Annotated in this window: 24 protein-coding genes and 1 tRNA gene; 13 read left to right on the forward strand and 12 right to left on the reverse strand. The window is 41.9% G+C overall.

The genetic code is table 11. The features are described from left to right. Window position 1: 1 nt before the first annotated feature. Complete coding sequence (locus ACVPON_RS00260; RefSeq protein WP_462874862.1) at window positions 2-460, reverse strand: CtsR family transcriptional regulator; 459 nt, start codon at window positions 458-460, stop codon at window positions 2-4. Between the two features lie 391 nt (window positions 461-851). On the opposite strand from ACVPON_RS00260, the gene traF reads away from it, so the two are divergent. Both traF and ACVPON_RS00270 read left to right on the forward strand, forming a co-directional pair. Then, window positions 852-1,199: a conjugal transfer protein TraF gene (gene traF, locus ACVPON_RS00265; protein WP_462874864.1), complete on the forward strand. Its 348-nt coding sequence runs from the start codon at window positions 852-854 to the stop codon at window positions 1,197-1,199. 1 nt (window position 1,200) lies between these two features. Continuing rightward, window positions 1,201-1,917 carry a GNAT family acetyltransferase gene (locus ACVPON_RS00270; protein WP_462874866.1) on the forward strand — a complete coding sequence of 239 codons (717 nt, stop codon included), beginning with the start codon at window positions 1,201-1,203 and terminating at the stop codon, window positions 1,915-1,917. A gap of 63 nt (window positions 1,918-1,980) precedes the next feature. Here ACVPON_RS00270 and tsf read toward each other — a convergent pair whose 3' ends face one another. Next, window positions 1,981-3,021: a translation elongation factor Ts gene (tsf, locus tag ACVPON_RS00275; RefSeq protein ID WP_462874868.1), complete on the reverse strand. Its 1,041-nt coding sequence runs from the start codon at window positions 3,019-3,021 to the stop codon at window positions 1,981-1,983. 75 nt (window positions 3,022-3,096) lie between these two features. Continuing rightward, complete coding sequence (gene rpsB / locus ACVPON_RS00280; RefSeq protein WP_462874870.1) at window positions 3,097-3,879, reverse strand: 30S ribosomal protein S2; 783 nt, start codon at window positions 3,877-3,879, stop codon at window positions 3,097-3,099. Between the two features lie 373 nt (window positions 3,880-4,252). Here rpsB and ACVPON_RS00285 point away from each other — a divergent pair. Next, window positions 4,253-4,323, forward strand: a tRNA-Cys gene (locus tag ACVPON_RS00285). A gap of 261 nt (window positions 4,324-4,584) precedes the next feature. Here ACVPON_RS00285 and ACVPON_RS00290 read toward each other — a convergent pair. The 7 genes from ACVPON_RS00290 to pbp2a all read right to left on the reverse strand — a co-directional run bounded on the left by ACVPON_RS00290 (window position 4,585) and on the right by pbp2a (window position 10,267). Then, window positions 4,585-4,806, reverse strand: a complete 222-nt coding sequence (locus ACVPON_RS00290) for a phage holin (RefSeq protein WP_462874872.1) — start codon at window positions 4,804-4,806, stop codon at window positions 4,585-4,587. A gap of 428 nt (window positions 4,807-5,234) precedes the next feature. Continuing rightward, on the reverse strand, window positions 5,235-5,534 hold the full coding sequence (locus tag ACVPON_RS00295) for a DUF4298 domain-containing protein (protein WP_462874873.1): 300 nt from the start codon (window positions 5,532-5,534) through the stop codon (window positions 5,235-5,237). A gap of 468 nt (window positions 5,535-6,002) precedes the next feature. Then, the gene (locus ACVPON_RS00300) at window positions 6,003-7,007 is read right to left on the reverse strand and encodes a YdcF family protein (RefSeq protein ID WP_462874875.1); all 1,005 of its coding nucleotides are present in this window, start codon (window positions 7,005-7,007) and stop codon (window positions 6,003-6,005) included. Between the two features lie 62 nt (window positions 7,008-7,069). After that, the gene (gene nusG, locus ACVPON_RS00305; protein WP_462874876.1) at window positions 7,070-7,609 is read right to left on the reverse strand and encodes a transcription termination/antitermination protein NusG; all 540 of its coding nucleotides are present in this window, start codon (window positions 7,607-7,609) and stop codon (window positions 7,070-7,072) included. 87 nt (window positions 7,610-7,696) lie between these two features. Then, a complete protein-coding gene (secE, locus tag ACVPON_RS00310) occupies window positions 7,697-7,873 on the reverse strand; it encodes a preprotein translocase subunit SecE (protein WP_462874878.1) in 177 nt (58 codons plus the stop codon). Window positions 7,874-7,882: 9 nt separating this feature from the next. Continuing rightward, window positions 7,883-8,035 carry a 50S ribosomal protein L33 gene (gene rpmG / locus ACVPON_RS00315; protein ID WP_462874880.1) on the reverse strand — a complete coding sequence of 51 codons (153 nt, stop codon included), beginning with the start codon at window positions 8,033-8,035 and terminating at the stop codon, window positions 7,883-7,885. A gap of 48 nt (window positions 8,036-8,083) precedes the next feature. Next, window positions 8,084-10,267, reverse strand: coding sequence for a penicillin-binding protein PBP2A (gene pbp2a / locus ACVPON_RS00320; RefSeq protein ID WP_462874908.1), 2,184 nt, complete (start codon window positions 10,265-10,267; stop codon window positions 8,084-8,086). 371 nt (window positions 10,268-10,638) lie between these two features. Between pbp2a and ACVPON_RS00325 the strand changes: the two genes are divergently transcribed. The 9 genes from ACVPON_RS00325 (at window position 10,639) to ACVPON_RS00365 (ending at window position 20,345) form a co-directional block, all read left to right on the forward strand. After that, window positions 10,639-11,607, forward strand: coding sequence for an NAD(P)/FAD-dependent oxidoreductase (locus tag ACVPON_RS00325; protein ID WP_462874882.1), 969 nt, complete (start codon window positions 10,639-10,641; stop codon window positions 11,605-11,607). A gap of 4 nt (window positions 11,608-11,611) precedes the next feature. Then, complete coding sequence (locus tag ACVPON_RS00330) at window positions 11,612-12,514, forward strand: RluA family pseudouridine synthase (RefSeq protein ID WP_462874884.1); 903 nt, start codon at window positions 11,612-11,614, stop codon at window positions 12,512-12,514. Next, a complete protein-coding gene (locus ACVPON_RS00335; RefSeq protein WP_462874886.1) occupies window positions 12,507-13,250 on the forward strand; it encodes a lysostaphin resistance A-like protein in 744 nt (247 codons plus the stop codon). Before ACVPON_RS00330 ends, ACVPON_RS00335 begins: the two co-directional genes overlap by 8 nt. A 250-nt stretch (window positions 13,251-13,500) precedes the next feature. Beyond that, complete coding sequence (gene rnhC, locus ACVPON_RS00340) at window positions 13,501-14,400, forward strand: ribonuclease HIII (RefSeq protein WP_462874888.1); 900 nt, start codon at window positions 13,501-13,503, stop codon at window positions 14,398-14,400. Between the two features lie 10 nt (window positions 14,401-14,410). Further along, the gene (gene lepB / locus ACVPON_RS00345) at window positions 14,411-15,004 is read left to right on the forward strand and encodes a signal peptidase I (RefSeq protein ID WP_462874890.1); all 594 of its coding nucleotides are present in this window, start codon (window positions 14,411-14,413) and stop codon (window positions 15,002-15,004) included. 251 nt (window positions 15,005-15,255) lie between these two features. Then, entirely contained in the window at window positions 15,256-17,640 is a 2,385-nt protein-coding gene (gene recD2, locus ACVPON_RS00350) for an SF1B family DNA helicase RecD2 (RefSeq protein ID WP_462874892.1), read from the forward strand. Window positions 17,641-18,365: 725 nt separating this feature from the next. Beyond that, window positions 18,366-18,692: a PadR family transcriptional regulator gene (locus ACVPON_RS00355; RefSeq protein ID WP_462874894.1), complete on the forward strand. Its 327-nt coding sequence runs from the start codon at window positions 18,366-18,368 to the stop codon at window positions 18,690-18,692. Then, complete coding sequence (locus tag ACVPON_RS00360; RefSeq protein ID WP_462874896.1) at window positions 18,679-19,266, forward strand: DUF1700 domain-containing protein; 588 nt, start codon at window positions 18,679-18,681, stop codon at window positions 19,264-19,266. The genes ACVPON_RS00355 and ACVPON_RS00360 overlap by 14 nt, the downstream gene beginning before the upstream one ends. After that, the gene (locus tag ACVPON_RS00365) at window positions 19,263-20,345 is read left to right on the forward strand and encodes a DUF4097 family beta strand repeat-containing protein (protein ID WP_462874898.1); all 1,083 of its coding nucleotides are present in this window, start codon (window positions 19,263-19,265) and stop codon (window positions 20,343-20,345) included. Before ACVPON_RS00360 ends, ACVPON_RS00365 begins: the two co-directional genes overlap by 4 nt. 74 nt (window positions 20,346-20,419) lie before the next feature. Here ACVPON_RS00365 and ACVPON_RS00370 read toward each other — a convergent pair whose 3' ends face one another. Beyond that, window positions 20,420-21,340: a 1-phosphofructokinase family hexose kinase gene (locus tag ACVPON_RS00370; RefSeq protein ID WP_462874900.1), complete on the reverse strand. Its 921-nt coding sequence runs from the start codon at window positions 21,338-21,340 to the stop codon at window positions 20,420-20,422. A 134-nt stretch (window positions 21,341-21,474) separates the two neighbouring features. After that, window positions 21,475-22,545 (reverse strand): DNA polymerase IV, encoded by a 1,071-nt coding sequence (dinB, locus tag ACVPON_RS00375; RefSeq protein ID WP_462874902.1) that lies wholly within the window; start codon window positions 22,543-22,545, stop codon window positions 21,475-21,477. 211 nt (window positions 22,546-22,756) lie between these two features. On the opposite strand from dinB, the gene pflB reads away from it, so the two are divergent. Next, window positions 22,757-25,099: a formate C-acetyltransferase gene (gene pflB / locus ACVPON_RS00380; protein WP_462874904.1), complete on the forward strand. Its 2,343-nt coding sequence runs from the start codon at window positions 22,757-22,759 to the stop codon at window positions 25,097-25,099. Window positions 25,100-25,731 lie beyond the last annotated feature (632 nt).

Below are 25,731 nucleotides of genomic sequence, written 5' to 3' on the forward strand. Positions count from 1 at the left end.
CCTAATCCTCTTTCCTATCCAATCGTCGTAAAATCTGTCGCATCATGCGCACACGAATAGCTGCTGCTTCCTGTCCTAATACTTCATCACTGCTAGCTGAGAGAAGCAAATTGCCTTCACGTTCTGTCATCAACTGCTCGTCAAATAAGAGCTGTAAGATATCCGCAAACACTGTGCTAGACAACTCTGTCCCCATATTGTGTAACAAATCATGGACTAGTTCATGCTTATCTGAAAACGTAATCCGACCAATTCGGATATAACCTCCGCCTCCGCGCTTGCTTTCCACAATATAACCACGGCTAGCTGTAAAACGTGTCTTAATCACATAGTTAATCTGGCTTGGTACTACCTCAAATCGGCTAGCCAACTCACTCCTGCGTAATTCTGCTACACTCACTTGCTCTAAAATCGCCTTGATATGTTCTTCAATATAATCAGATGTATTTTTCATCGCCATAGACACTACCTCTTTCTCTGACTATCTTTGACTATTATACCTTAAATTTCTGACTTTGAAAAGTAAAAGCAATGCAGACCTATTTTCAGCATAGCCCATAAGCAATGAAGGCCTGCTCCACTCCTCACTTTGATAGTTGGAGAGAAAAGTAGAAACTATTTTTAAGCCTGCACTTAATCATTACAGGGACAATCCAAACAGAATTTCTTGCATTTATCATCCGTTTTCCCTATAATGAGGTGAGGAATTGCGTTCGAGTTACGAGCCACTGGTTATTGATAGCCCTCCAATAATCTAGCTATCTTCGCCTGAAAATCGGCTGTTGAAGTGGAAGATAAACGGAGTATCACTCGTGTCAAACGTCCTCGTATCTTATTTTAAAGGAGTTATTATGTTTACCAATTCATTTCAAGAACTCGTACAAGATTTTACCCCTGTTTCTATAGAGGAAGCTGAGCGCTTACTGGCACAAGAGGACGGAGCTATCCTCTTTTTAGGACGTGCAAGCTGTCCTTACTGCCAACGTTTTCTACCAAAGCTCCACAGCCTTGCCCAAGCAGAAGGACTGACTATCTATTTTATTGATAGTACGAATCCAGATCCCCAGTTACAAGCACTTCGTCAACGCTACCAAGTAGCAACCGTTCCAGCCCTCCTGTTTGCTAGTTCAAACGGTGTGCAGGTTCGCTGCGATAGCTCTATGACAGAAGACGAAATCCGTCAATTCCTAACCATCTAAAGTGACCCAACTACAAGTAGAATGTAACCATCAGCAAGTCATTGTTTCCTTCCGTCATCAGTCTATTGGAACCATTGAACTATCGGAAAACCCCTATCATCAGCAACATACCTATCTAACCTTTCACTTAACTGTGTATGACAATAGCCTTGCCACTCCCCTTTTTCAGCTCATTCATAACCATATCAAGACCCCCTTACAAGTGATGCTGTCTTCAACTAATCAAATGCTCATCTCATTTTTAAAGGCAGGAGGTTTTCAGTGCAAACGGATTTGTTATGAAATAGCTGTCAGCACCCAAGATTATCTTGGAGAGCCTACCCCTGCTTCATTTCAAATCGCAGAACGGATAAGTAAGAAGTATCAGACTTGTGGTCGACTGCTACTTCATTACTATATAGAAAGTCACAAGGCGATTAGCCCCTTTACAGGGACTGAGGAAGACTTTTTCAAGACTCTTCCTCAGACTGTCTATTATCAAAGCGGATCAAAAGGAATTGAAAATCTAGCATTTATAGAAGACAATGAGATTGCTTATGTATGGGGAGATAACGAAGAAAGTCTCCGCTCCTTTCTCAATCAAATCGTTCCCTATCTCTTTCAACAATATACAGAAATTCACTTTGAAGCAGATGATGTGGATGCCTGTGCTATGACGCTTCGGTCATTGTTTAAAGAGCAGACAGACGAACATTGGGATACCTATATTTTGCCCTAAGGCTTATCAGAGCAGTCATACAAAAAGAGAAGAACAAGGTTCCTCTCTTTTTCAGTTACAAGATTATTTACCAAGCGCTGCAGCCATTGTTGCAGCAACTTCTGATTCGAAGTCATTTGCTGCTTTTTCGATTCCTTCACCTACTTCAAAACGAGCAAATGCTACTACACTAGCATTGACTGAGTTAAGGTAGGCTTCAACTGTCTTGCTATCGTCCATGATATAAACTTGAGCAAGAAGTGTGTAGGCTTGATCCACTTTTGTATTATCAAGCATAAAGCGATCCATTTTACCTGGAAGGATTTTATCCCAGATTTTTTCTGGTTTACCTTCAGCAGCCAATTCTGCTTTGATGTCTTCTTCTGCTTGCGCAATCACATCATCAGACAATTGAGCTTTTGAGCCATATTTTAAGAATGGAAGAGCTGGTTTTCCAACCATTGCACGGCTTTCATTGTCTTGTTCAATTTTGTGGTTCAACTGTGCCAATTCATCTTTTACGAATTGCTCATCCAATTCTTTGTATGAAAGAACAGTTGGTTTCATCGCTGCAATATGCATGGATACTTGTTTTGCAAGAGCTTCATCTCCACCTTCGATGACAGAGATAACCCCGATACGTCCACCATTGTGTTGGTAAGCTCCAAATGCTTGTGCATCTGTTTTTTCAATCAAAGCAAAGCGACGGAATGAGATTTTTTCTCCAATTGTTGCAGTTGCGTTCACGTAAGCTGCTTCAAGTGTTTCACCTGAAGGCATTGTAAGAGCAAGGGCTTCGTCGTTGTTAGCTGGTTTACCTTCTGCGATCACTTTTGCTGTTTCGTTTACCAAGTCAACGAATTGAGCGTTTTTCGCAACGAAGTCCGTTTCAGCGTTCACCTCAACAACTGCTGCTACATTTCCATCCACATAAACACCAGTCAAGCCTTCTGCTGCTACACGATCAGCTTTCTTCGCTGCTTTTGCCATCCCTTTTTCACGAAGCAACTCAATCGCTTTTTCGATATCCCCATCTACTTCAACAAGGGCTTTTTTAGCGTCCATGACACCAGCACCAGATTTTTCACGCAATTCTTTTACAAGCTTAGCTGTAATTTCTGCCATAGTTTCTCTCCTATTTTCATTTATGAGTAAAAAAGGGGAGGGCTGAGCCCCGCCCCTTAGGATGTTTCCGAATGATTAGTTATTATCGCCTTCTACAACTTCAACGATTTCTTCGATAGATACCGCTTCTGTTTCAGTAGCTGCCAATTCTGCTTCTACTGCTTCAACACTATCTTCGCCTTGACGTCCTTCGATGATGGCATCAGCCATTTTTGCAGTGATCAACTTAACAGCACGGATTGCATCATCATTCGCTGGGATAATCACGTCAATATCATCTGGATCTGTGTTTGTATCAACCATTGCAACAACTGGGATACCCAATTTTTTCGCTTCTTTCACAGCGATTTGCTCTTTATGTGGGTCAACAACAAACATGACGTCTGGAATACGTGGCATATCTGCGATACCGCCCAAGAATTTTTCAAGACGAGCACGTTGTTTGTTCAACAATGCCACTTCTTTCTTAGGAAGAACGTCAAATGTTCCTTCTTCTTCCATACGATTGATTTCTTTCAAACGAGCGATACGTTTTTGAATGGTTCCCCAGTTTGTAAGAGTTCCACCCAACCAACGGTGGTTGATAAAGTATTGACCTGCACGGATTGCTTCATCTCTCACTGCTTCTGCAGCTTGTTTTTTCGTACCAACAAACAAGATAATAGCATCGTTTGCTGCTGCATCACGGATAAAGTCATATGCTTGATCAGCCAATTTTACAGTTTGCTGAAGGTCAATCACGTGTATACCGTTACGTTCTGTAAAGATGTATTTTGCCATCTTAGGGTTCCAACGGCGAGTTTGGTGACCAAAGTGAACACCAGCCTCAAGAAGTTGTTTCATTGAAATTACTGCCATGAGTAATGTCTCCTTTTTGTTTTTTCTCCTCTCTCAAACGTCAGCTTGCAGTCCAACCTTTCGGCAACCGGCCCACAATGGATTTGAGATGAGTATTTGTTACTTATCGCAACTCTACCATCTTACCAAATTTCCAAGGATTTGGCAAGGGATTTGTAGGAGAAATACGATATTTTCTGACTTTCAATCTTCCCTATTTTTTAATGAAATAGACTATCTTAGCATCTTTCTCTATCAATATCTCTCTTCTCAACAAGTGGCTTTCTAAAGCAAGGTCTCAAAATATTTTTAAAATATTTATTTCCTATATCGTAATATTTTATTTCTCATACTTGACCAATCGAATTTTTTTCGGTAGAATAGTACCTGTTGTGGCGGTATAGCCAAGTGGTAAGGCACGGCTCTGCAAAAGCTTGATCGTCGGTTCAAATCCGTCTACCGCCTTTCAATACCTGATGTATCAGGATTTATCCAAACGAAAAGCCCGAAAAATCGGGCTTTTTTGATTTTTTGATTCGGATAAATACGGGAAAGTTGGTCGGAAAACTATTTCCAGCTAGCTGGTATTTAATACGCAATAAAAATCAAAAGTAGACTAGCGTTCACCAGAGCAAGTTGACCAAGTATCCTTTTGATTTTTAAAGAGTATAAAGCGGAATATACTGGGACTTTGGATAAGTTATTGGTACATGAGCCCATGCACTGTTAACGTTTCAATGGAAGTTCCATATCAGGTTCTTTATTTAACACACCTAAAAAGACAAGGGTACTAAAAATGATACATGCCGTTTGTTCAATTTGATTCAATGTACGGCTTATCTCAATTTGAAAATAACAAACCAAAATATTATCAACCAACATGAGCACTAAAGACATTAGGCCAATCCAAAACATCTGACGCCGAAAACGGATTTTTAATCGTTTCATAGAAAACCTCCTTACTTTTTATAACATGGTCATTCGGTTTACAAACGAAATGACCAAAACTCTACCAAAATCAAAGTCTACAAAGACCATACAAACCACAAATGTTCTAGCTTCAGCCAGCGATAGAGAACCCCACGGGAAACACATCTCCTGAGCTAGAAACAAACTGCTTTGATTTTCTCTGTAATGTAAAATGTTTAGAATGTTCTTTGCTCCTATATTTTAGCAAAAGATCCAGCAATCTAAACCAACAAAACCAGACTTTTGATTATTATGTGGTATAAAAATACATTTTAACACATAATAATACATTTTCAAAACAAAAAGACCTGCACGTGGCTGGTCTAAAGAGAGTAAAGAAAAATCTTTCAGACGGATGTTCATCATAAGGAGAGAACAACTATACTCCCCCAATAAGAGACAAGCTACTAGATATCCTCCCTCTCTCCTAGTTCTTTCATAGACTGCTTCAAGTCCCGATAAGCTAGTATGAGGTTGTACACAGCATCTTGAGATAGCACACCACGCGCCAGCTCCTGCGAGAGTTGCCCTGCTTCGTCCATCTCATAATGACGCATCCAGTCATCACTCTCATAATAGGCAATCAGGCTCGCCCAGGTCGGTAAAAATGCTTCAAACTCTTCCAAGGACTCTTCTAAAGCCCCCAGAACACCTTCTGCCTGATGCAAGACTTCTTCCATTTCTTGAATCTTTTTAATATCGCTCATACCAACAGTATAGCAAAAACACTAGCAGATTTGCTAGTGCTTTAAGGAGATTATGAAAAATATTTAGGATTGACTATAGTATACCCTCTTTTATCTCAACTGAAATCAGTCTGCAGACCGATATTTTCATTTTTACAATGGAGAGGCAAGAAGAGCAATGAGCCATAAGGGAACATAACCATTGAAACTCCAAATAAACACCCCCAACATTTCCATCGACCATGCGGATAGCAACTTGCTATAAAACCAAACCTCTATGCAACGGGTTAGGACATGAAAAATAGTCTCCATCGTTAGGAACACTAGTCCTGAAATGATATGAAAATGGTCTAGTACATAAGTAGAACCAGCCCTAGTTTCAGTTGAAAAGCATTGAAGCCCTCATTACTGCCTCCATTCATTTTATTTACTATCTTGTATTCTAACATACCCAAACCATCGACTCTCTTACAGTTTTGTAAAACGAATTTATAAAGAACTCAATACCATAAACAAGAAGAATAAGGCAGACAAAATGAAGAGGGTCCCTTTCATTTTTTGTAAAATGGCTACGTACTCACGGATAAAGGCACTCGGTAGGTAGTAAGAAGCGGTCTGACAACCCAAGCCTGCCCCTCTCATTCCCAATTTTCTCGCATAAAAACTAGTCCGTAAGACATGGTAGTCATTGGTCACAAAAAGGTAATAGGGTTTGTTCCCATTATCTGTTAATTGCTTGGAAAAGAGGAGGTTTTCATAGGTTGTCCGTGACCGATCCTCCAGAATAACTGCCTCATCTGGAATGCCCTTCTGCCTGAGATAGTCGGCAATGGCTGCAGCTTCTGATACTTTCTCATCAGCACCTTGACCACCACTTGGAATCAATTTCACATGGGGATTGACTGCTTTTTCAAATGCTACAATCGCCTGGTCAATTCGCTTGGCAAGAAGGGGTGTCACCGTCTCTCCATTTAACAAGCCCGCCCCATGAATAATGATGTAGTCATAATCCCGTTTCTTAGGCAAGAGGTGGTATAAAATAGAGTAGAGGAAAAAGGCAAGAAAAACGACTGCAAAGAGGATAAAGAGAAAATTCATATAGATAAACGCATAGTAGACCAAGGGATAGTTCAGTGCAAGCAACTTTGTATGCTGAAAGCCCAAAACAGCTAGTCCCATGTAGCCCAAGAGGGCTAGCCCTAAAAGAAGCGATAGGCTATTGCCAAGACTTCTTCCTTCTTTATTTAAAATGACAAAACCATTGACAAAGAGAAAGACACCTACTAGGACAATCATCAAGGGCACTGACAAAAAGATGAGAAGCAACAACATATAAAGCGTATCTGAATGTACAAATGCTAGTTCTACCGCCGAAAGATATAAAAAACCTAGCGCAAAGAGAAATAAAAAAGCATTGAGGAGATTTCTAGGATCTCGCCAAAAACTACCGACAAAAGCCAGTAGAAAAATAGCTGTTAGAATGTAGAGTACCATACTATTTCCTTTACTTGATTGATATAAAAAAGAGAGAACGTAGCCTCCCTTTGTAGCCCAGACTACAATTCCGCAATCTGGCTTACATTCACCTCAGCAATCGTGTCATTTCCAAACATAGAGATGACCATTTTTACCTTATTGTTATCAATTTCAGTAATCTTACCGGTATAGTCTGTAAAGGCACCGTCAATAATGCGAACGGTATCTCCAACCTTGACATCAATGTCAAACTCTTGAACTGTTTGCCCCATCGATACTAGGATTTGACGAATTTCTTCTTCTAAGAGTGGGGTTGGTTTTGAACGGTTTCCGTGCGAGCCGACAAATCCTGTAACATTAGGAGTGTTCCGTACGACAAACCAAGCTTCGTCGGTCATGACCATCTCAACCAACACATAGCCCGGAAAGCGGTTTTCTTCTACTTCCTTGACCTCACCATTTTTTTCTACTTGGACGGTCTGAGTAGGAATTTCCACACGGAGGATATTCTCCAACATATTGTAGGTATGGGCGCGTTGAAGCAGATTTTCTTTCACCTTATTCTCATATCCTGAGTAAGTTTGAAGTACAAACCAGCCTTTATCAAAACTATCTAGCATCGCTTTCTTCCTTTCATAATAAAAAAGCCCGAAGGCTTTTCCTTTTCTTCATTATAGCATGGCAATTTTCGTCTTGCAAGCATTTTACTAGAAAAGATTGATAAGGTTAATCAGACCTTTCGACAAGATTAGGTCAAAGAGATAGACAAGCACTACGAAAAAGATGGTGTATTGGATTACAGATACAAAATCCCTCCAGCTTTGCTTTCTAGTTGGCCAAGTTGTATCTCTTAAAATCTGTATCGTATCATTTAAAAATTTCACAATAAACTCCTATCTGGTTTCTTTGTGGGTCGTGTACTGTCCACAGTGTTTACAATATTTATTTACTTCCAATCGTGTTGGCTTAGGATTGCTTGAGAGTTTAATTGAATAATTTCGCGATCCACAAACTGCACACGCTAGGCTTGCTTTTTTTAGTACCATAAAGCCCTCCGTCTTTGTTATTCTAACATGTTTTCTAGAATTTGGCAACTACTCAAACCAACTCTTGAATGTATCCCAGAGGGTCTTAGCTCGTTGCGGAAGTTGGGCATCTATAATTTCTTGTTTGGTTTGATCCATTAAGTTTTGTGCCTGTTCCTTAATCTCTTTCATGTGGTCCTGATAATCCCCTGTATTAGGTGTCTGTACTGGTTGAGCTGGCAAGTCAATGCCATTTTGAACATAGGCATTTTCTACCGTGAACTCTGTTCCAGCCGTGCTTGGTAAGATAGAGGCTGCTACTGTTTGGAAGACATTTGATGCCATCCAGGAATTAGAAGCATCAATATAGTGCTGTTCGTCAGTCTTTTCAAATCCGATCCATTGGCTGATAACCAAGTCAGGCGTGTAGCCGACGATCCACTGGTCATTGGTCAAATCAGGGTTGAAAGCAGTCTCTGTTGTCCCTGTTTTTCCAGCGAGTGTATAGCCATAAACATCTGCATTCACTCCTGTACCATTGGTAAAGGTTCCTAACATCATGGAGGTCATTTTATCCGCCACAGACTGATCCATCACACGGTTTGTTTCTTCTTGGTGCTTGACTAGAACTTTTCCGCTAGCTGTCTCAATCCGGGTAATCAGGTGCCCATCTTTCATCACTCCAGCATTGGCAAAAGCAGAGTAGGCTTGCGCCATTTCAAAAGGATTGGTCGATACACCGCTTCCGATAGCTACTCCCAGTACAGGGTCAACCTTGTCCATATTGAGACCAAATCTCTTACCGTATTCAAATGCCCTATCAAGTCCTAAGGTATTGACAATTGAAACCGCAGGCAAATTATAGGACATCGCGAGCGCTTGATACATAGGAACTGTATCAGAGGTTGAATAGTCAAAGTTATGGAGTGTATACGTTCCATAGGTCTCCGTATGATTGTCTAGCTCCTTGTTGATCGACCAACCTGCCACAATAGCAGGAGTATAGGCAACTAGAGGTTTGATCGCAGAACCTGGGCTCCGCTCAGACTGGGTGGCAAAGTTAAAACTGCGAAAGGTAGGATTTTCTGAGCTGTTGATACGACCGACAAGTGCACGAACTCCCCCCGTTTTTGGATCCATAGCGAGGCTTGCAGACTGGGCATAGGAGCCATCATAGGCTGAACTTGGAAAGAGGGATTCATCATTGTAAATCAGCTGCATGCTAGCTTGCGAATTTTGATCCAACTCGGTGTAAATACGATAGCCATTATTGATAATATCCCCCTCTTTTAGACCGTACCTGTCGATAGCCTCTGCCATGACCGCATCAAAGTAAGAGGGATAACTATAATTGCTTTGCTTGCCTCCATAAGTATCGTTTAATTGACTAGCCAAATCAATCTCAGCGTCAGCATCGGCAGTAGCTTGATCAATATAGCCTGCGTCTACCATAGCCTGAAGGACAGTATTTCTCCGATTGGTCGCATATTCAATGGAGTAGTAGGGATTATAAATCTCAGGACCTTTAAGCATTCCTGCAATCACCGCGGCCTGCTCAACCGTTAATTGGCTGGCAGATGTCCCAAAATATTTCTGGCTCGCATCCTCCACTCCCCAGACACCATTTCCAAAATAGGCGTTGTTGAGATACATGGTTAGGATCTCTTCCTTGCTGTATTTTTTATTGATTTCAAGGGCTAAAAAGTACTCTCTAGCCTTCCGGCTAATGGTCTGATCCTGCGTTAAGAAAGCATTTTTTGCCAACTGTTGGGTAATGGTCGACCCGCCCCCAGACCGTCCCAAGGTCAAGACAGCCAAAATGGTCCGCTTGTAATTGATACCGGAATTTTGATAAAAGGTACGATCCTCAGTTGCGATAACAGCCTGCTGCAAGTTGGGGCTAATCGCCTCTAACTCGACATAGGTTCCTTTTTGACCAGAAAGAGCCCCCGCTTCGTTACCGTCCTTATCGTAGATGACTGTTGTAGCTTTTAAGGCCGCCTGTAAATCACCGACATTGGCTGTTTTAGCTAGGAAAAAGAGATAGCCCCCCACTGTCAAGACCATTATGCCTACTAGAATCAATACAAGTTTGGTCAGCTGATATCTTTTCCAAAAACGGCGAATTGGAGCAGGAATCCGGGATTTCTTCTTTTCTTTTCCTTCACTTGCTTTGAGACTTCGCCGACTGCGACGCATCTGACGGCTTTCATCAAACCATTCTTGATCTTCTCTCAAATCATTTTCGTCCATGATACTCTCTCTTTCTACTTCATGTTGTACCATTATACTATATTTTCTTGTATTGAGGCTGATTAAACCTCCAAATCGAGCTTACGGTACGGAACCTCTTGATAAATAATACTCTTTAAAAATCAAAAGGATCCTTGGTCAACTTGCCTTGGTGAAGGCTCGTTCTACCTTGGGATTCGATTATAAGGAAATGAGCGGTGCTACTCTCATTTCCAACCTTTCACAATCCTTAATTGTGAAAGCGAGTCTACTTTTGATGTTTATTGAGTATAAGGCAAGAATTGACCTATCTGCCATTTGTCTTTTCATTTCAACAATAGCACCTAGATTGTGGTAAAATAGAACTATTCTGATTGAAAAGAGGCATTTGAATGACTGAACTTTATGATATCACCATTATTGGGGGTGGACCTGTCGGTTTATTTACCGCTTTTTATGCACATTTACGCCATGCCAAGGTGAAAATCATTGACTCCCTTCCCCAATTAGGTGGACAACCTGCTATTTTGTATCCTGAAAAGAGAATCTTAGATATTCCAGCTTTTCCCCACTTGACAGGGCAAGAATTGATCGACAATCTCCTTTCCCAGCTCGAACCCTTTGATACGAGCATCTGCCTCAATGAAACCGTGATGGAAATTACACAGGGCGACTCCTTCACCATCACAACATCAAAAAAAGAGCACACTTCAAAAGCGATTATCATTGCGATGGGAGGAGGGGCTTTCAAACCACGGCCGCTTGAGATTGAGCAAGCAGCTCAATTTGAAAATATCCACTATCATGTGGCAAATATCCAACAGTATGCCAATCAACAAATCGTCGTCCTCGGAGGGGGAGATTCTGCGGTAGACTGGTCACTAGCCTTTGAACCACTAGCCAAAAGCACCCAGATCGTACACCGCAGGGAGCATTTCCGTGCCATGGAGCATAGCATTGAGGCCCTAAAAGCCTCCACAGTCACCATACATACCCCCTACACCCCTCAAGCCCTGCGGGGGGAAAAGGGGCTTGCAACTGCAATTGAATTGACCAAGGTTAAAAGTAAGGAGCAACTGACCTTGCCTTTTGATCATCTCTTTGTCAATTATGGCTTCAAGTCTTCTGTCGGTAGCTTAAAAGAATGGGGGCTTGATCTACACCGCAACCGCATTCTCGTCAATAGCAAGCAGGAAAGTTCGATCGCTGGTATCTATGCAGTGGGCGACTGCTGTTTCTACGAGGGAAAAGTAGACTTAATCGCAACAGGTCTCGGGGAGGGACCAACCGCTGTTAACAATGCCATGCACTTCATCAACCCGACCGAAAGGGTGCAACCCAAACACTCCTCTAGTTTGTAAACATATGAAATATACCATTACCATTCCTAATCCGTTTCCCCCTATGACCGTCAAGGAGGCATTGGAAGATTATTTTTTGATTCCTCGAAAGATTCGGCACTTCCTGCGCACTAAAAAACATGTCCGTGTAAACCAGCAGATCGTCAATTGGCAGAGCCTGATTCAAGCTGGCGATTTATTGGAGCTTAGCTTTGACGAAGAAGATTACCCTGAAAAAGCAATCCCCTGGGGGCAAAGCGAGCTAGTCGACGTACTGTATGAAGATGAACATCTGATTGTGGTCAATAAGCCAGAAGGCATGAAAACCCACGGCAACCACCCGACCGAAATCGCTCTCCTCAACCATGTATCAGCCTATGTCCAGCAAACCTGCTACGTCGTTCACCGTCTGGATCAAGAAACGAGTGGTGCGATTTTATTTGCCAAAAATCCTTTTATTCTCCCGATTTTAAATCGGCTCCTAGAAGACAAGGTGATTTTCCGAGAATACCTTGCTCTCTGCCAAGGAATCGTTCCCCAAACGCCACACATCATCACGGATAAGATTGGACGTCACCGTCATGACAGACGCAAACGGGTAGTCGACCCACAGAAAGGACAAGTAGCCAAAACAAGGATGACTTGCCTAAAACAGTTTAAAAATACAAGTCTGGTCAAATGCCAACTAGAAACCGGACGCACCCATCAAATTCGAGTGCACCTCGCTCATCATGGACATGCTATTATCGGAGATCCCCTCTATAGTAAGATTTCTGCCAATAGGCTCATGCTTCATGCCCACAAGCTGACCTTTACCCATCCTCTTACTCTCGAGACTATTTCTATCCAGGCAGAATCTAGTAGTTTCAAAAAAGGACTAGAGAAAAAGTCGCTCAAAGTACACTCATCAAGGAGAAACCATGCCTAGAAAAGCACTATCCCAAATCTGCCTCTATAGCCTACTATTACTTGTAGCAAATTGGGGCTTGAATGTTTTATCCTATTTTCTCACCGGAACCACCTACTATGTCATCAAGACGGGATTACTGGCTCTTATCTTTTACCTAGCTGGACATCGCTTTCTAGCTCTGAAGATGCCCCTAAAAGCCCGCTTTAGCCTCGGAGAGCAGCTCCGGGTCAACTGGCTCAATCTTATCTACCTGTTTTTCATCTGCATTCCTCTACTCATCTTTGGGTTTATGGAACATCTAGACTATTTACCAATCGCTCTGGTAACGGCTCTAGGAGCTGGCTTTGTTGAAGAGTACATCTGTCGGGGCATTCTCCTACAAATCGCCTTTAAAGACGGACTACACTCCTATAAAAACGTCCTACAGGCTGCTCTCATCTCCAGTCTAGTCTTTGGACTAGCTCATCTGGGAAACTTGCGTACACAAGCACTTGATGTCACTCTCTTTCAAGTCTACTATGCTATGGCGATAGGTCTCTACTTTGCTGCAGTTGTCATTCGTACGCGCAGTCTGTGGTGGACGATCTTTATCCATTTTATGATTGATTTTGCTTCTATGTTGGCAACAGCTGGTGTCGACTCCACCTCCAAACCTACTCTAGTTCCCATTCTTATATGGTTCTCGGTCATCATCGTCGCCCTCATTCTCATTCGTCCTAAACAAATTCAACGGCTAATGGACCAGAAAATCTAATGCCATAAAAAGGTGCGATTTCATCTTTCAGTTAAGAAAAGGTTAAGAATGAAAGACTATACTTTACCTATCCTAAAAACTTTTCTTTTTCATAAATCTCCTCAAACATCTTGATATGCTCAAGGTGTTTGTTTTTTCTCTCCGGTTTACAGTCGAAGTAAGAGAGAAGACAATCCACCTATCCTATTGATTTTCAAAGAGGATTGTCTCTTACTTCCACACTTTCCCCCCTTTATGATATAATAAAAAAATGAGTAATCTTGTGATAACAGTTGATAACAGACAAAAGGACCAAATCAAGGCACACTATGCTAGCAACCAAGTGCCGAGTACCAATCCCTACGTAGAAGCCTTTTTCAAGGTAGAGGGAGTGAGTATCACTCTCTACCAATCCGGAAAGGTCATGTTTCAAGGGGAGAATGCCCAGCAGCAGGCTCAAAAGTGGGGCTATCAGGCAGATCATCCAAGCTCACAACAAACCCTGTCTCAACAGGTTCCAATGATTGGGACAGACGAAGTGGGCAATGGTTCTTATTTTGGTGGTCTTGCTGTGGTCGCTAGTTTCATCACTCCAAATGACCATACTTTTCTCACATCACTGGGTGTTGATGACTCCAAACGACTGACCGATCAAAAAATTTCCCAAATTGCCCCCTTACTAAAAGAAAAAATCCCGCACCAGGCCCTCCTTCTTACCCCCAAAAAATACAACGAAGTCATCAAAGGGGGACACAATGCTGTGTCCGTTAAGGTCGCACTTCATAATCAAGCCATTTTCTTACTCTTACAAAAAGGAGTGGACCCAGAGCAGATTGTCATTGATGCTTTTACCAGTAGTAAAAACTACAAGCGGTATCTAGCACAAGAGACCAATCACTTTCCAAATCCTGTCACCTTAGAAGAAAAGGCTGAGGGAAAATACTTGGCTGTCGCTGTATCTTCTATCATTGCACGCGCCATGTTTTTGGAAAATCTAGCCCAACTAAGCCAGGAAATAGGGTACAAGTTACCATCAGGTGCTGGAAAGCAGTCCGATCAAGTTGCTTGTAAAATCCTAGCCCAATATGGTATGACAGGGCTAGAAAAAATAGCTAAATTGCACTTTGCCAACACCCAAAAAGCGCAAGCGCTACTATCACATCGTAAATGAGGTTTTATCAATGAAATATTTTTTTAAAGAATGGGGCGTTTTCTCCCTCGTTCTTGCTGTCATTATTCTTTCCAGATTGTTTATCTGGAATTTGGTAAGTGTTGAAGGACATTCAATGGACCCTACCCTACACGATAAGGATGTACTGGTCATGCTAAAGATCGGAGATATTGACCGATTTGACATCGTGGTCGCAACTGAAACAGATGATAGCGGGAAAGAAAAACAAATCGTAAAACGTATCATAGGACTACCTGGCGACACTATTCACTACGAAAATGATACCCTCTATATCAATGGTCAAGAAGTAGAAGAACAATATCTCGAAGAATACAAGGCAGCCTTTGCCCAAGACAAACTTCAGGCTACCTACTCTTATAATCAGGCCTTTCAAGCGATTGCACAAGATGCTTCAGCCTTCACACTGGATGCACAAGGAAGCCCTACTTTCACCGTCGAAATTCCTGAAGGCCAGTACTATCTCCTAGGAGATGACCGACTTGTATCCTCAGATAGTCGTAGAGTTGGAACCTTCAGAAAATCAGCCATTAAAGGAAAGATCATCTCCCGTGTCTACCCATTTAATCGTATCCAAGGCTTTTAAACACTCCTATCTATAAATTCTTGGGTATTTCCCTTTAAAAAAGATTTCATTCCATTTTTTAAAGGAAGCTCGTCGGCTAGTAAAAAATGGATGATAAGTCAGAAGAAAACCGTCACTTTGAACGAAAGAATTGAGCTGTGTATACAAGCTCTAGCATCAATCACAGGCCTACCGAGCGCACCCAGTACGATTCGTAACTAGAGTGCTATTAGCCTGTGATTTTTCAATAGTCTATAGAAGCAGGAGTTGATATGAGTGAATTTTATTTTACTGGAACTATCGATCGGATTATCTTTGAAAATCCGACTAATTTTTACAAGATTCTCCTCCTTGAAATTGATGATACCAATAGTGACTACGACGACTATGAAATCATCGTGACAGGAACGATTGCAGATGTGATCGAGGGAGAAGACTATCAATTTTACGGTCACTTAGTCACCCACCCCAAATACGGTCAACAACTACAAATCACGCACTATGAACGCAGTAAACCAACTTCTGCCGGTCTGGTAAAATATTTTTCCAGCAATCAATTTAAGGGAATCGGCCGTAAAACGGCTGAGAAAATTGTAGAACTCTACGGGGAAAATACCATTGACCATATTCTAGCCGAGCCTGAAAGACTAACCCAAATTACAGGGCTTTCTGCAAAACATCGTCAGGCTTTTATCGAAAAACTACGCTTTAACTACGGTACAGAAGTCACTCTGGCAAAACTTGCCGAGTACGGTATTCCAACTAAACTAGCCTTTCAAATCCAAGACAAATACAAGGAAAAAACGCTAGATATTGTTACAGAAAATCCCTATCAACTGGTGGAAGATATTCAAGGGCTAGGCTTTACCATTGCCGATAAGATAGCAGAAAATCTAGGAATTGCAAGCGATTCTCCACAGCGTTTTCGTGCTGCCATGCTCTACAGTCTAATGCACCAATCCATGGAGACAGGAGATACCTATGTCGAAGCCCGTGATTTATTGGAGCATACCTTAGATGTCCTTGAAACAGCCCGCAAGACTGAACTTGACCCTGCTCTTGTTGCACAAGAGTTAACAGGTTTGATTCAAGAAAGTAAGGTGCAACAGATTGATACCAAAATCTTTGATAATTCCCTCTTTTTTGCAGAGCAAGGTATCCATAAACAAATCAAACGTTTATTGGACAAACAAGAGACGCAGGCCTTTTCTGCCGAAAAGATTGAGGTAGCCATTAAAGAAATCGAAGAACAGTCTGGTTTCCAATATGACACCATTCAAAAACAAGCCATTCACCAAGCCATCAACAATCCCCTTTTTATCCTAACGGGCGGTCCAGGAACCGGTAAGACAACCGTAATCAATGGCATCATCTCCATCTATGCCATGCTCCACGGAATAAACCTAACCAAGGCAAGAGGGGAGTGTCCGATTATACTAGCTGCCCCAACAGGTAGAGCAGCTAGACGAATGAATGAACTAACTGGGCTTCCGAGTGCGACCATTCACCGACATCTAGGCCTAACCGAAGGTCAAGAAGAAAGCTACCGTGATGAGTACTTGGATGCTGAGCTGATCATCATTGATGAATTTTCCATGGTGGATACCTGGCTAGCCAACCAACTCTTTCAACACATTTCATCAACCACCCAGGTCTTAATCGTAGGAGATGCTGAACAACTCCCTTCTGTCAGTCCCGGTCAGGTCCTCGCAGACCTACTGAAAATCCCTGCCATCCCGAGCATTACCTTGGAGAAAATCTTCCGCCAATCCGATGATTCAACGATTGTTACCCTAGCCAACCAGATCCGTCAAGGACAACTACCTAGGGATTTTCGAGAGAAAAAAGCAGACCGCTCCTACTTTGAAGCGCAAAATGAACAAATTCCTGCCCTTATTGAGCGGATTGTCAGTGCCGCTGTCCAATCAGGAATCAAGGCTCAGGAAGTACAAATTCTTGCCCCTATGTATCGAGGACAAGCAGGTATTGACCAACTCAATATCACCACTCAAGCCCTTCTTAACCCACTTGAGGAAGGGAGACTAGAATTTCTCCAAAACGATACCCACTTCCGTCAAGGTGATCGCGTCATTCACTTGGTCAATGATACCGAAGCCAATGTCTTCAACGGAGATTTAGGATATATTACCGATCTTCTACCTGCCAAATATACCGACTCTAAACAAGATGAAATCACCATCAACTTTGATGGTAGCGAGATCGTCTACCCCCGCAATGAATGGTACAAAATCACCCTAGCTTATGCCATGTCCATTCACAAATCGCAGGGAAGCGAGTTTCAAGTCGTGATTCTTCCAATCACACGAACCAGCTACCGCATGCTCCAACGAAACCTCATCTACACAGCTATTACCCGTTCAAAGAGCAAACTCATTCTCTTGGGAGACTATAGCGCTTTTGACTATGCTGTTAAAAATGCAGGTACCGTCCGAAAGACCTACCTCAAGGAACGCTTTGAGGCAGGACAAGCCAAACAGAATAGGGCAATCGACACCAAATCTACCGTCAGCCTAGAAGAGACCTCTAAAACCTACATTCTTACGAAAGAAAATATGCTAAGGATTGACCCCATGATTGGAATACAAGAAGAAGATATTCGCGCCTTTTTCAACACTAAGCAACAAGACCCAAACTAGAGAAAGAGCTCTCTAGTTTTTTTCTAGTCTTTTCGTCTATATTTATCATCAAACACATCGCAAGCCCTCTATGTTTACTTGGCTCACTTTACGGCTTTTGTATCTTGGTTTAACTAGGTTCTAGAAAAAAGATAAATAGCTGTTTTGGCTTTAGCCGATGGTAACTGAGAATCCCTTTAAGGATAGGCTGAAAACCTCTACTGGGGCTTTTCACTCGTCAAATTTCCTATTTTGCTATAACCGTTGCGAACTTTGTTCGCTTACAGATACGGATACCTTTGGTACGCTTTGAGTTTTTCACGTCCTCACATCTTAATTGAACTCGAGCTAAAAGCTCGGAAAAAAGATCAACAATGAATAAGAAATATACTTTGTTTAATTGGCGGTAGCTAGCTGACTATTCACTGCATTTCATTTGTGACTAGCCTAGCTATCTTCGCCGGGGTCTCACGACGAAGTTGCAAGCAACTTCTGTTCGGCCGCCTATTTTTGCTTTACTCGTCTCACGCTCTCGTATCTTAAATCTATTGACATTTCCAATCAATAGGTGTATATTTGATATATAATAAATTTTGATATATAATCAATTAAAACCCATACTCAATCTATATCTTATACTCTACAACCATCAACCTTTGACTAGGCGATGAAACGGCTGATAGAGCTGAAGCCAACAAGGTCAGAACTTGATGATGCACGAGTATTCAAACAAAGGAGGTCTTGAGATGTATTTTCCCGTACCTGCTGTACTGACAGAATTTCTCATCCTAGCAATTCTAGAATCCAATGATTCCTACGGTTATGAGATTAGCCAGACGATTAAACTAATCGCAAATATTAAGGAATCAGCCCTCTACCCCATTTTAAAGAAGATGGAACAAAATGATTACCTAGCAACCTATTCCCAGGAATACCAAGGACGTACCCGCAAATACTACGGCTTGACCCAACTAGGGCACGAACACCTCATCGATCTCAAAGAGGACTGGGATACCTATACTTCGACTATCAATGGCATCATAGAAGGGAGCATTCGTCATGACAAGAACTGAATATATGGAACAACTGGAAAAACACCTAAAAAAACTACCCCGTAAAGAATACCAGGCAGCCGTCAATTATTTTAAAGAATATTTCGATGATGCTGGTCCACATGGAGAAGCTGCCTTGATTGAAGAGTTAGGCTCCCCCAAGGAAGCTGCTAGCGACATCATCAACAACATCCTCGACCGCCACATAGAAGAAGAAATGACCGCCGAGCGAAAAAGTAAGACCAAGACGGTCTGGCTCGCCTTGCTTGCCCTTTTATCGCTCCCAATCGCTGTCCCTCTCTTACTCTGTCTTATCGGGGCACTGCTTCTCATCATCTCAAGCATCGCGGGGCTGATTCTCCTTTCCTTTGTCCTTGGGCTTTGTCTCATCGTGATAGGTGGTTACTTTATCTGGGAAGCCTTTAGCCTCTTTGGTCAATCCCTTCCAGCCTTTTTGATGGGATTTGGTACAGGAGTTGGTCTCATCGGTGGAGCTACGATTCTCTACATCGTGACCGGATTCTTTGCCTACTGGTCAGGCTGTCTAGTCAAGACCCTCTTTCAATGGATTCTTAAGCGAGGTAAAACAGCATGAAAAAGAAAATAACCATTACCTTATCACTAGGCTTCATCGCCGTAATTTCTGGTCTGATTCTCTGTGGAATCGGCTATTTCATGGGTGGCATTGAAGATCTAGAAACAATTGCAACTCCAAGCCTAACGGAAGAAACCTATCCAGATATTCGCGAAATCAAACTGGAGCCTATCTCAAGACCTGTCCGATTAGAGCAATCCCCAGATAACCAGTTCCATATCCGCTATGCAAATGTTGATAGTCTTCGCCATCATACGCTTACACTAGAACAAGCAAATCAAACACTCATTTTGGAAGAAAAAGACACAAATTTACATATAAAAGGGATTATGCAGTTTCTGGGGCAAGAATTGGCGCTTAGACGTGACCAGCAACTCCAAGAATTGACCATTCTCGTTCCAAAAGGAAAAACGATTGAAAAACTTTCTGGCAGGAACTATTTCACTAACTCATTCCTCACCTTAAACAATGTCCATATTAAGGAGCTTGACTGGTCTGGCTATGTCAATGGTGATAATGTTACAATGGCAGATGGAACGATCCATTCATCAACCAGCGGAAGTCTCCATTTTACTAACTCTCATTTGAAAAATATGACCATTGATGCATCCGTTGATACACAATCGTATCAAGCTAGTATCCTTGAAAACGTCATGATTCAAAAAGCTAGCTCTGTCCATCTACATGATACTACTATTCTCGGCACAACCCAAGTAGAAACAAGCGGGTTCGAACATGCGTACCTCCATATCAACTTATCTGAAAAGAGTAAAAAGGATACCCAACTGGATTTAAGCGTGACCTATAATTGGGAGCAATTACGCAAAAACTACTACTATCCAAATTCCTACACAGGGGACGAAATAAAGGAAACATTCGATGCTCAAGAAGAAGAATTCCAAAAGGAACATCTCGAACAAATGGGAATCAAGCTAGATAGCGAGTATAAGGATCTCAAAATCGAAGAAAATCAGAACGGGGCCAAAGCGACATATACACCAAAAGAGACCACCAATAAACTCACTATTCAATCAACGAATGGGCAAATTATCCTTGGAGAATTTGAACTAGGTCATTAAGTAGATAGAAAACCCAAAATAAGAAGCTAGGAAATGCTAGCTTCTTATTTTTGTATGATCGTCCTTTATCTTTTCTACAATTCCTCAACAGTTACTTTTTTCAACAATTCTTGATATTGCTCTTGATCCACTTCTGGGAAGTACTGTAGGCAATTCGCCGCAGAAAATGCTGCCGCCTCGCGGAGATAGACTTCAGGAGCTTCTTGTCGGCTCAAGCCCTTGACCAAGACACCTAAGTAAAAATCTCCTGAAGCAATCGGATTGAGGGCATCAACCCGCAAAGGAGCCACTCGGAAGAACCGTTGACCAATCTTTGCCAAACTCCCCTTGGCTCCCATGGTCACAATCATATTTTCATGAGGTGTTTTTTCCTTCAAAATGGCTAAAATCTGCTCCGGACTATTTTCGTCCAATTCTGGATAAATATCCTTAAGCTCTTCATTGTTAATTTTGACCAAACTTGGCTGGGATTGATAGGCTGCACGCAAGGCTGCCCCACTGGTATCCACGATGGTATGAACACCTGGATGACGGTCAATCAAGTCTTTGATATACTCATCTGGCATGCCCTTCATTAGACTTCCAGAAAAGACGAGCCAGTCTCCGTCTGACAACCCCTCTTCTAATTGGTGGGTGAATTGCGCAAGTAGCTCTTCTGTCAAGTCCAGACCTTTCTCATAAAACAAGGTTACATCACCTGTTTCTGTCTCTACATAAATATTACAAGTACGGGTATTTTGTGAGTTTTCCACAACCTGTAGGGCATTGCCCTTATCCCTATTTAAGTCCTGAATATACTGGCCAATCCGACCCCCTAAAATGGTATGAATAAGATAGTCAGACACACCATTTTCTTTGAGGGCATAGGCAACATTAAAACTTTTCCCACCAGGATACTCTCTCACTTCACTTGGACGAAGGGGAATATTTTTCTCAATCCGCTCCACTAATAGCGTTCGATCTAGGGCAGGATTCGGGCACACTAAATGAATCATGTACAAAAGCCTCCTTAGGCATTTTCTTTTTATTGTACCACCTTTTTTATTATTTGTATATATTTAGTTACATATATTATCATATTAATTTACCATTAATTTCCCTTAAACATACAACTCCTAGCCTTTATCCCTTACGAGTCAACAAAATTGGTCATCGTTACTCCTAGCAAGCGAATCCCCTTATCCCACTCTGCTACCTGCTCCAACATTTCCTCAACCCGCTGTTGGATCAGCGCTACCTGATTGGTGGCTTCAGCTATACTGATCCGCTTGGTCATGGTTGTAAAATCAGCATAGCGGAGTTTAAGAACAATAGTCCTTCCTTTTTTGCCATGAGCCTGTAAACTCTCAGCTACTCGTAAAGATAGACTAGCCAGCTCTTTCTTAGCATCTGCTTCCAGATAGAGAAGTTTGCGGTAGGTGCGTTCCTTGCCGATTGACTTGCGGACGCGATTGACTTTGACAGGAGAATTGGAAATTCCTCTCGCCTTTCGATACAGATCATAGCCTAGGCGACCAAACGTATCAATCAAGGTCATCTCAGGAATCTCAAGCAGGTCTGCCCCCGTAAATACTTCCATTTTATGGAGTTTTTCAACTGTTTTCTTGCCGACCCCATGAAATTGTTCTACGGATAAGCCAGATAAGATATCAACTGCCTCATCTGGTAAAATGACCGTCAGTCCATGGGGCTTTTCCATATCTGAAGCAATCTTCGCTAAAAACTTATTATAAGACACACCTGCAGAAGCTGTTAAATGCAGTTCATTCCAGATGTCATGTTGGATGAGCTTAGCAATCTTGACCGCAGAACCCAAGCCTTTTTTATTTTCCGTCACATCAAGATAGGCTTCATCAATACTCATAGGCTCTACCAGATCCGTATAACGGTGGAAAATTTGCCGGACCTGCTGGCCAACTTCCTGATATTTTTCATGATTCCCTGAAATAAAGATAGCCTGAGGACAACGCTCATAGGCTTCTTTACTACTCATGGCAGAATGTACCCCAAAAGCTCTCGCCTCATAACTACAGGTTGACACAACCCCACGTCCACCAGACAGGCGCGGATCCCGACCAATAATCACAGGCTTGCCTTTCAAACTCGGGTTATCCCGCACTTCAATGGCAGCAAAAAAGGCATCCATGTCAATATGAATAATTTTCCGCGATGTATCATTCATTAAAGGAAAAATCAGCATCCTCTCCTCACCTCTCTTTCTAGTATAGCCTAACTTTCCCATTTACGCCAAAAATCACTACAATCCTCTATGAAAAAAGATGAAAACATGCAAGCTTTTTGTAAGTTTTTTCATTTATTTTCAAGGGTTTCTCCCTTGTATAAAGTGGTTACAAGTGGTATAATAGGAAGCATAAAGACGCATTGTGTCTAAATATAAAAGGAGAACCCTCATGTCAACAAAGGTTAAGACAAAAAATGTAACTGAAGACATTTTCGCCCAAGCTTGGGAAGGTTTCAAAGGGAATGACTGGCAAGAAAAAGCTAGCGTGACCCGCTTTGTTCAAGCTAACTACACTCCATATGACGGAGATGAAAGTTTCCTTGCAGGTCCAACGGAACGCTCTCTTCATATCAAGAAAATCATTGAGGAAACAAAAGCAGGGTACGAAGATACTCGCTTCCCAATGGATGTCGATCGTGCAACTTCAATCGCTGATATCCCAGCTGGTTTCATCGACAAAGAAAACGAAGTTATCTTCGGTATTCAAAATGATGAATTGTTCAAATTGAACTTTATGCCTCGTGGTGGTATCCGTATGGCTGAAACAACATTGATTGAGAACGGCTATACTCCTGATCCACTTCTCCATGAAATTTACACAAAACATGCGACAACTGTAAACGACGGTATCTTCCGTGCTTATACATCTGATATCCGCCGTGCTCGTCACTCTCACCACGTTTCTGGTCTTCCAGATGCCTACTCACGTGGACGGATCATCGGTATGTACGCTCGTCTCGCTCTTTATGGTGCAGACTACTTGATGGAAGAAAAAGTGGCAGACTGGAACTCGATCAACGAAATCGATGAAGAGTCAATCCGCCTTCGTGAAGAAATCAACTTACAATACCAAGCATTGCAACAAGTTGTTCGCTTAGGTGACCACTATGGTGTAGATGTTCGTCGTCCTGCTTTGAATACAAAAGAAGCAATCCAATGGACAAATATCGCTTTCATGGCTGTATGTCGTGTGATTAACGGTGCAGCAACCTCACTTGGACGTGTCCCAATCGTACTCGACATCTATGCTGAACGTGACTTAGCTCGTGGAACATTCACCGAGTCAGAAATCCAAGAATTTGTCGATGACTTTGTATTGAAACTTCGTACTGTTAAATTTGCTCGTACCAAAGCCTTTGACGAAATCTACTCAGGAGACCCAACCTTCCTTACAACTTCTATGGCAGGTATGGGGAATGACGGCCGTCACCGTGTTACAAAGATGGACTACCGTTTCTTGAATACTCTTGACAATATCGGCAACTCTCCAGAACCAAACTTGACTGTTCTTTGGTCTGAACAACTTCCATATTCATTCCGTCGCTACTGTATGGCAATGAGCCACAAGCACTCTTCTATCCAATACGAAGGGGTAACCACAATGGCTAAAGACGGATACGGTGAAATGAGCTGTATCTCTTGCTGTGTATCACCACTTGACCCAGAAAGCGAAGACAAACGCCACAATATCCAATACTTCGGAGCACGTGTAAATGTCCTTAAAGCCCTTCTTTCAAGTTGGAACAATGGTTATGACGATGTCCATAAAGACTATAAAGTATTTGATTGCGTAGAGCCAAATAACTCTGAAATCTTCGAATACGACGAAGTTATCGCAAACTTTGAAAAAGCGCTTGATTGGTTGACTGATACTTATGTAGATGCGATGAATATCATTCACTACATGACAGATAAGTACAACTACGAAGCTGTTCAAATGGCATTCTTGCCAACCTTCCTTCGCGCAAACATGGGATTCGGTATCTGTGGATTTGCAAACACCGTTGACTCACTTTCTGCAATTAAATACGCACAAGTAAAACCAATCCGTGACGAAGACGGCTTTATCTACGATTACGAAGTAACTGGTGACTTCCCACGCTATGGTGAAGATGATGACCGCGTAGATGACATTGCAAAATGGCTCATGGAAGCATTCTTCTCACGCTTAGACAAGCATAAATTGTACAAGAATGCAGAGGCAACTGTTTCAATCTTGACAATCACTTCAAACGTTGCTTATTCTAAACAAACAGCGAACTCACCTGTCCACCGTGGAGTATTCCTAAACGAAGATGGCTCTGTCAATACTTCTAAAGTTGAATTCTTCCCACCAGGTGCAAACCCAACTTCTAAATCCCGTGGTGGTTGGTTGCAAAACTTGAATTCATTGTCTAAACTGAACTTCAAACATGCAAATGACGGAATTTCATTGACAACTCAAGTATCACCAAAAGCACTCGGTAAAACATTCGACGAGCAAGTTAGCAACTTGGTCACAATCCTTGATGGTTACTTTGAAAATGGCGGACAACACGTAAACTTGAACGTTATGGACCTTCAAGACGTTTATGACAAGATCATGAACGGTGAGGACGTTATCGTACGTATCTCAGGTTACTGTGTAAACACGAAGTACCTTACTAAGGAACAAAAGACTGAATTGACACAACGTGTCTTCCACGAAGTTCTTTCAATGGACGACCACGCTGCTGAAATTGCAGGAAACTAATAAGACAAAAACCAATTCCATAAAATGGAATTGGTTTTTTCGGCTCTTTATCAACTGTAGTGGGTAGATGAAAAGCTATAGTTCTTTCGTTTACTTTTATACTCAATAAAAATCAAAAGTAGACTAGCTTTCACAATTAAGAATTGTGAAAGGTTGGAAATGAGAGTAGCACCGCTACTTTCCTTATAATCGAAGCCGAAGGTAGAACGAGCCTTCACCAAGGCGAGTTGACGAAGGATCCTTTTGATTTTTAAAGAGTATTCGTACTAGGCAAGGATCTGCAGGCTGCTTCAACAGTCTAAGGACTGTTGAAGGTTGGAAATCATACTGACGATAGTCAGTAACAATCGTAGAGTACGGCAAAGTGAGTTCCAATCATCTAGAAGATGATTGGAAGCTGGAAATAAAGAAACGAAGTTTCCTCAATTCATCTAGAAGATGATTGGAAGTTGGAAATAAGGAAACGAAGTTTCCACAATCGTCGAAGTAATAAAAGGTAAACGAAATGAGTATAAAACACTATGACAACAGAAGAAATGATATACTCCCCTTATAGTGGACAGTGAAAAAACAAAAATTCACTAGAAGCTAAAGGGGAGTTTTCCTATGTCTAAAAGAAGTCCAAAGTCAGT

Source organism: Streptococcus sp. 1F3, assembly GCF_054968985.1.

Excerpts from the sequence above, each read along its gene's own strand:
- ACVPON_RS00260 (WP_462874862.1), bottom strand. The coding sequence starts at position 460 with ATGGCGATGAAAAATACATCTGATTATATTGAAGAACATATCAAGGCG.
- traF (WP_462874864.1), top strand. The coding sequence starts at position 852 with ATGTTTACCAATTCATTTCAAGAACTCGTACAAGATTTTACCCCTGTT.
- tsf (WP_462874868.1), bottom strand. The coding sequence starts at position 3,021 with ATGGCAGAAATTACAGCTAAGCTTGTAAAAGAATTGCGTGAAAAATCT.
- rpsB (WP_462874870.1), bottom strand. The coding sequence starts at position 3,879 with ATGGCAGTAATTTCAATGAAACAACTTCTTGAGGCTGGTGTTCACTTT.
- ACVPON_RS00290 (WP_462874872.1), bottom strand. The coding sequence starts at position 4,806 with ATGAAACGATTAAAAATCCGTTTTCGGCGTCAGATGTTTTGGATTGGC.
- ACVPON_RS00295 (WP_462874873.1), bottom strand. The coding sequence starts at position 5,534 with ATGAGCGATATTAAAAAGATTCAAGAAATGGAAGAAGTCTTGCATCAG.
- ACVPON_RS00300 (WP_462874875.1), bottom strand. The coding sequence starts at position 7,007 with ATGGTACTCTACATTCTAACAGCTATTTTTCTACTGGCTTTTGTCGGT.
- nusG (WP_462874876.1), bottom strand. The coding sequence starts at position 7,609 with ATGCTAGATAGTTTTGATAAAGGCTGGTTTGTACTTCAAACTTACTCA.
- rpmG (WP_462874880.1), bottom strand. The coding sequence starts at position 8,035 with ATGGTACTAAAAAAAGCAAGCCTAGCGTGTGCAGTTTGTGGATCGCGA.
- pbp2a (WP_462874908.1), bottom strand. The coding sequence starts at position 10,267 with ATGGACGAAAATGATTTGAGAGAAGATCAAGAATGGTTTGATGAAAGC.
- ACVPON_RS00325 (WP_462874882.1), top strand. The coding sequence starts at position 10,639 with ATGACTGAACTTTATGATATCACCATTATTGGGGGTGGACCTGTCGGT.
- ACVPON_RS00330 (WP_462874884.1), top strand. The coding sequence starts at position 11,612 with ATGAAATATACCATTACCATTCCTAATCCGTTTCCCCCTATGACCGTC.
- ACVPON_RS00335 (WP_462874886.1), top strand. The coding sequence starts at position 12,507 with ATGCCTAGAAAAGCACTATCCCAAATCTGCCTCTATAGCCTACTATTA.
- rnhC (WP_462874888.1), top strand. The coding sequence starts at position 13,501 with ATGAGTAATCTTGTGATAACAGTTGATAACAGACAAAAGGACCAAATC.
- lepB (WP_462874890.1), top strand. The coding sequence starts at position 14,411 with ATGAAATATTTTTTTAAAGAATGGGGCGTTTTCTCCCTCGTTCTTGCT.
- recD2 (WP_462874892.1), top strand. The coding sequence starts at position 15,256 with ATGAGTGAATTTTATTTTACTGGAACTATCGATCGGATTATCTTTGAA.
- ACVPON_RS00355 (WP_462874894.1), top strand. The coding sequence starts at position 18,366 with ATGTATTTTCCCGTACCTGCTGTACTGACAGAATTTCTCATCCTAGCA.
- ACVPON_RS00360 (WP_462874896.1), top strand. The coding sequence starts at position 18,679 with ATGACAAGAACTGAATATATGGAACAACTGGAAAAACACCTAAAAAAA.
- ACVPON_RS00365 (WP_462874898.1), top strand. The coding sequence starts at position 19,263 with ATGAAAAAGAAAATAACCATTACCTTATCACTAGGCTTCATCGCCGTA.
- ACVPON_RS00370 (WP_462874900.1), bottom strand. The coding sequence starts at position 21,340 with ATGATTCATTTAGTGTGCCCGAATCCTGCCCTAGATCGAACGCTATTA.
- dinB (WP_462874902.1), bottom strand. The coding sequence starts at position 22,545 with ATGCTGATTTTTCCTTTAATGAATGATACATCGCGGAAAATTATTCAT.
- pflB (WP_462874904.1), top strand. The coding sequence starts at position 22,757 with ATGTCAACAAAGGTTAAGACAAAAAATGTAACTGAAGACATTTTCGCC.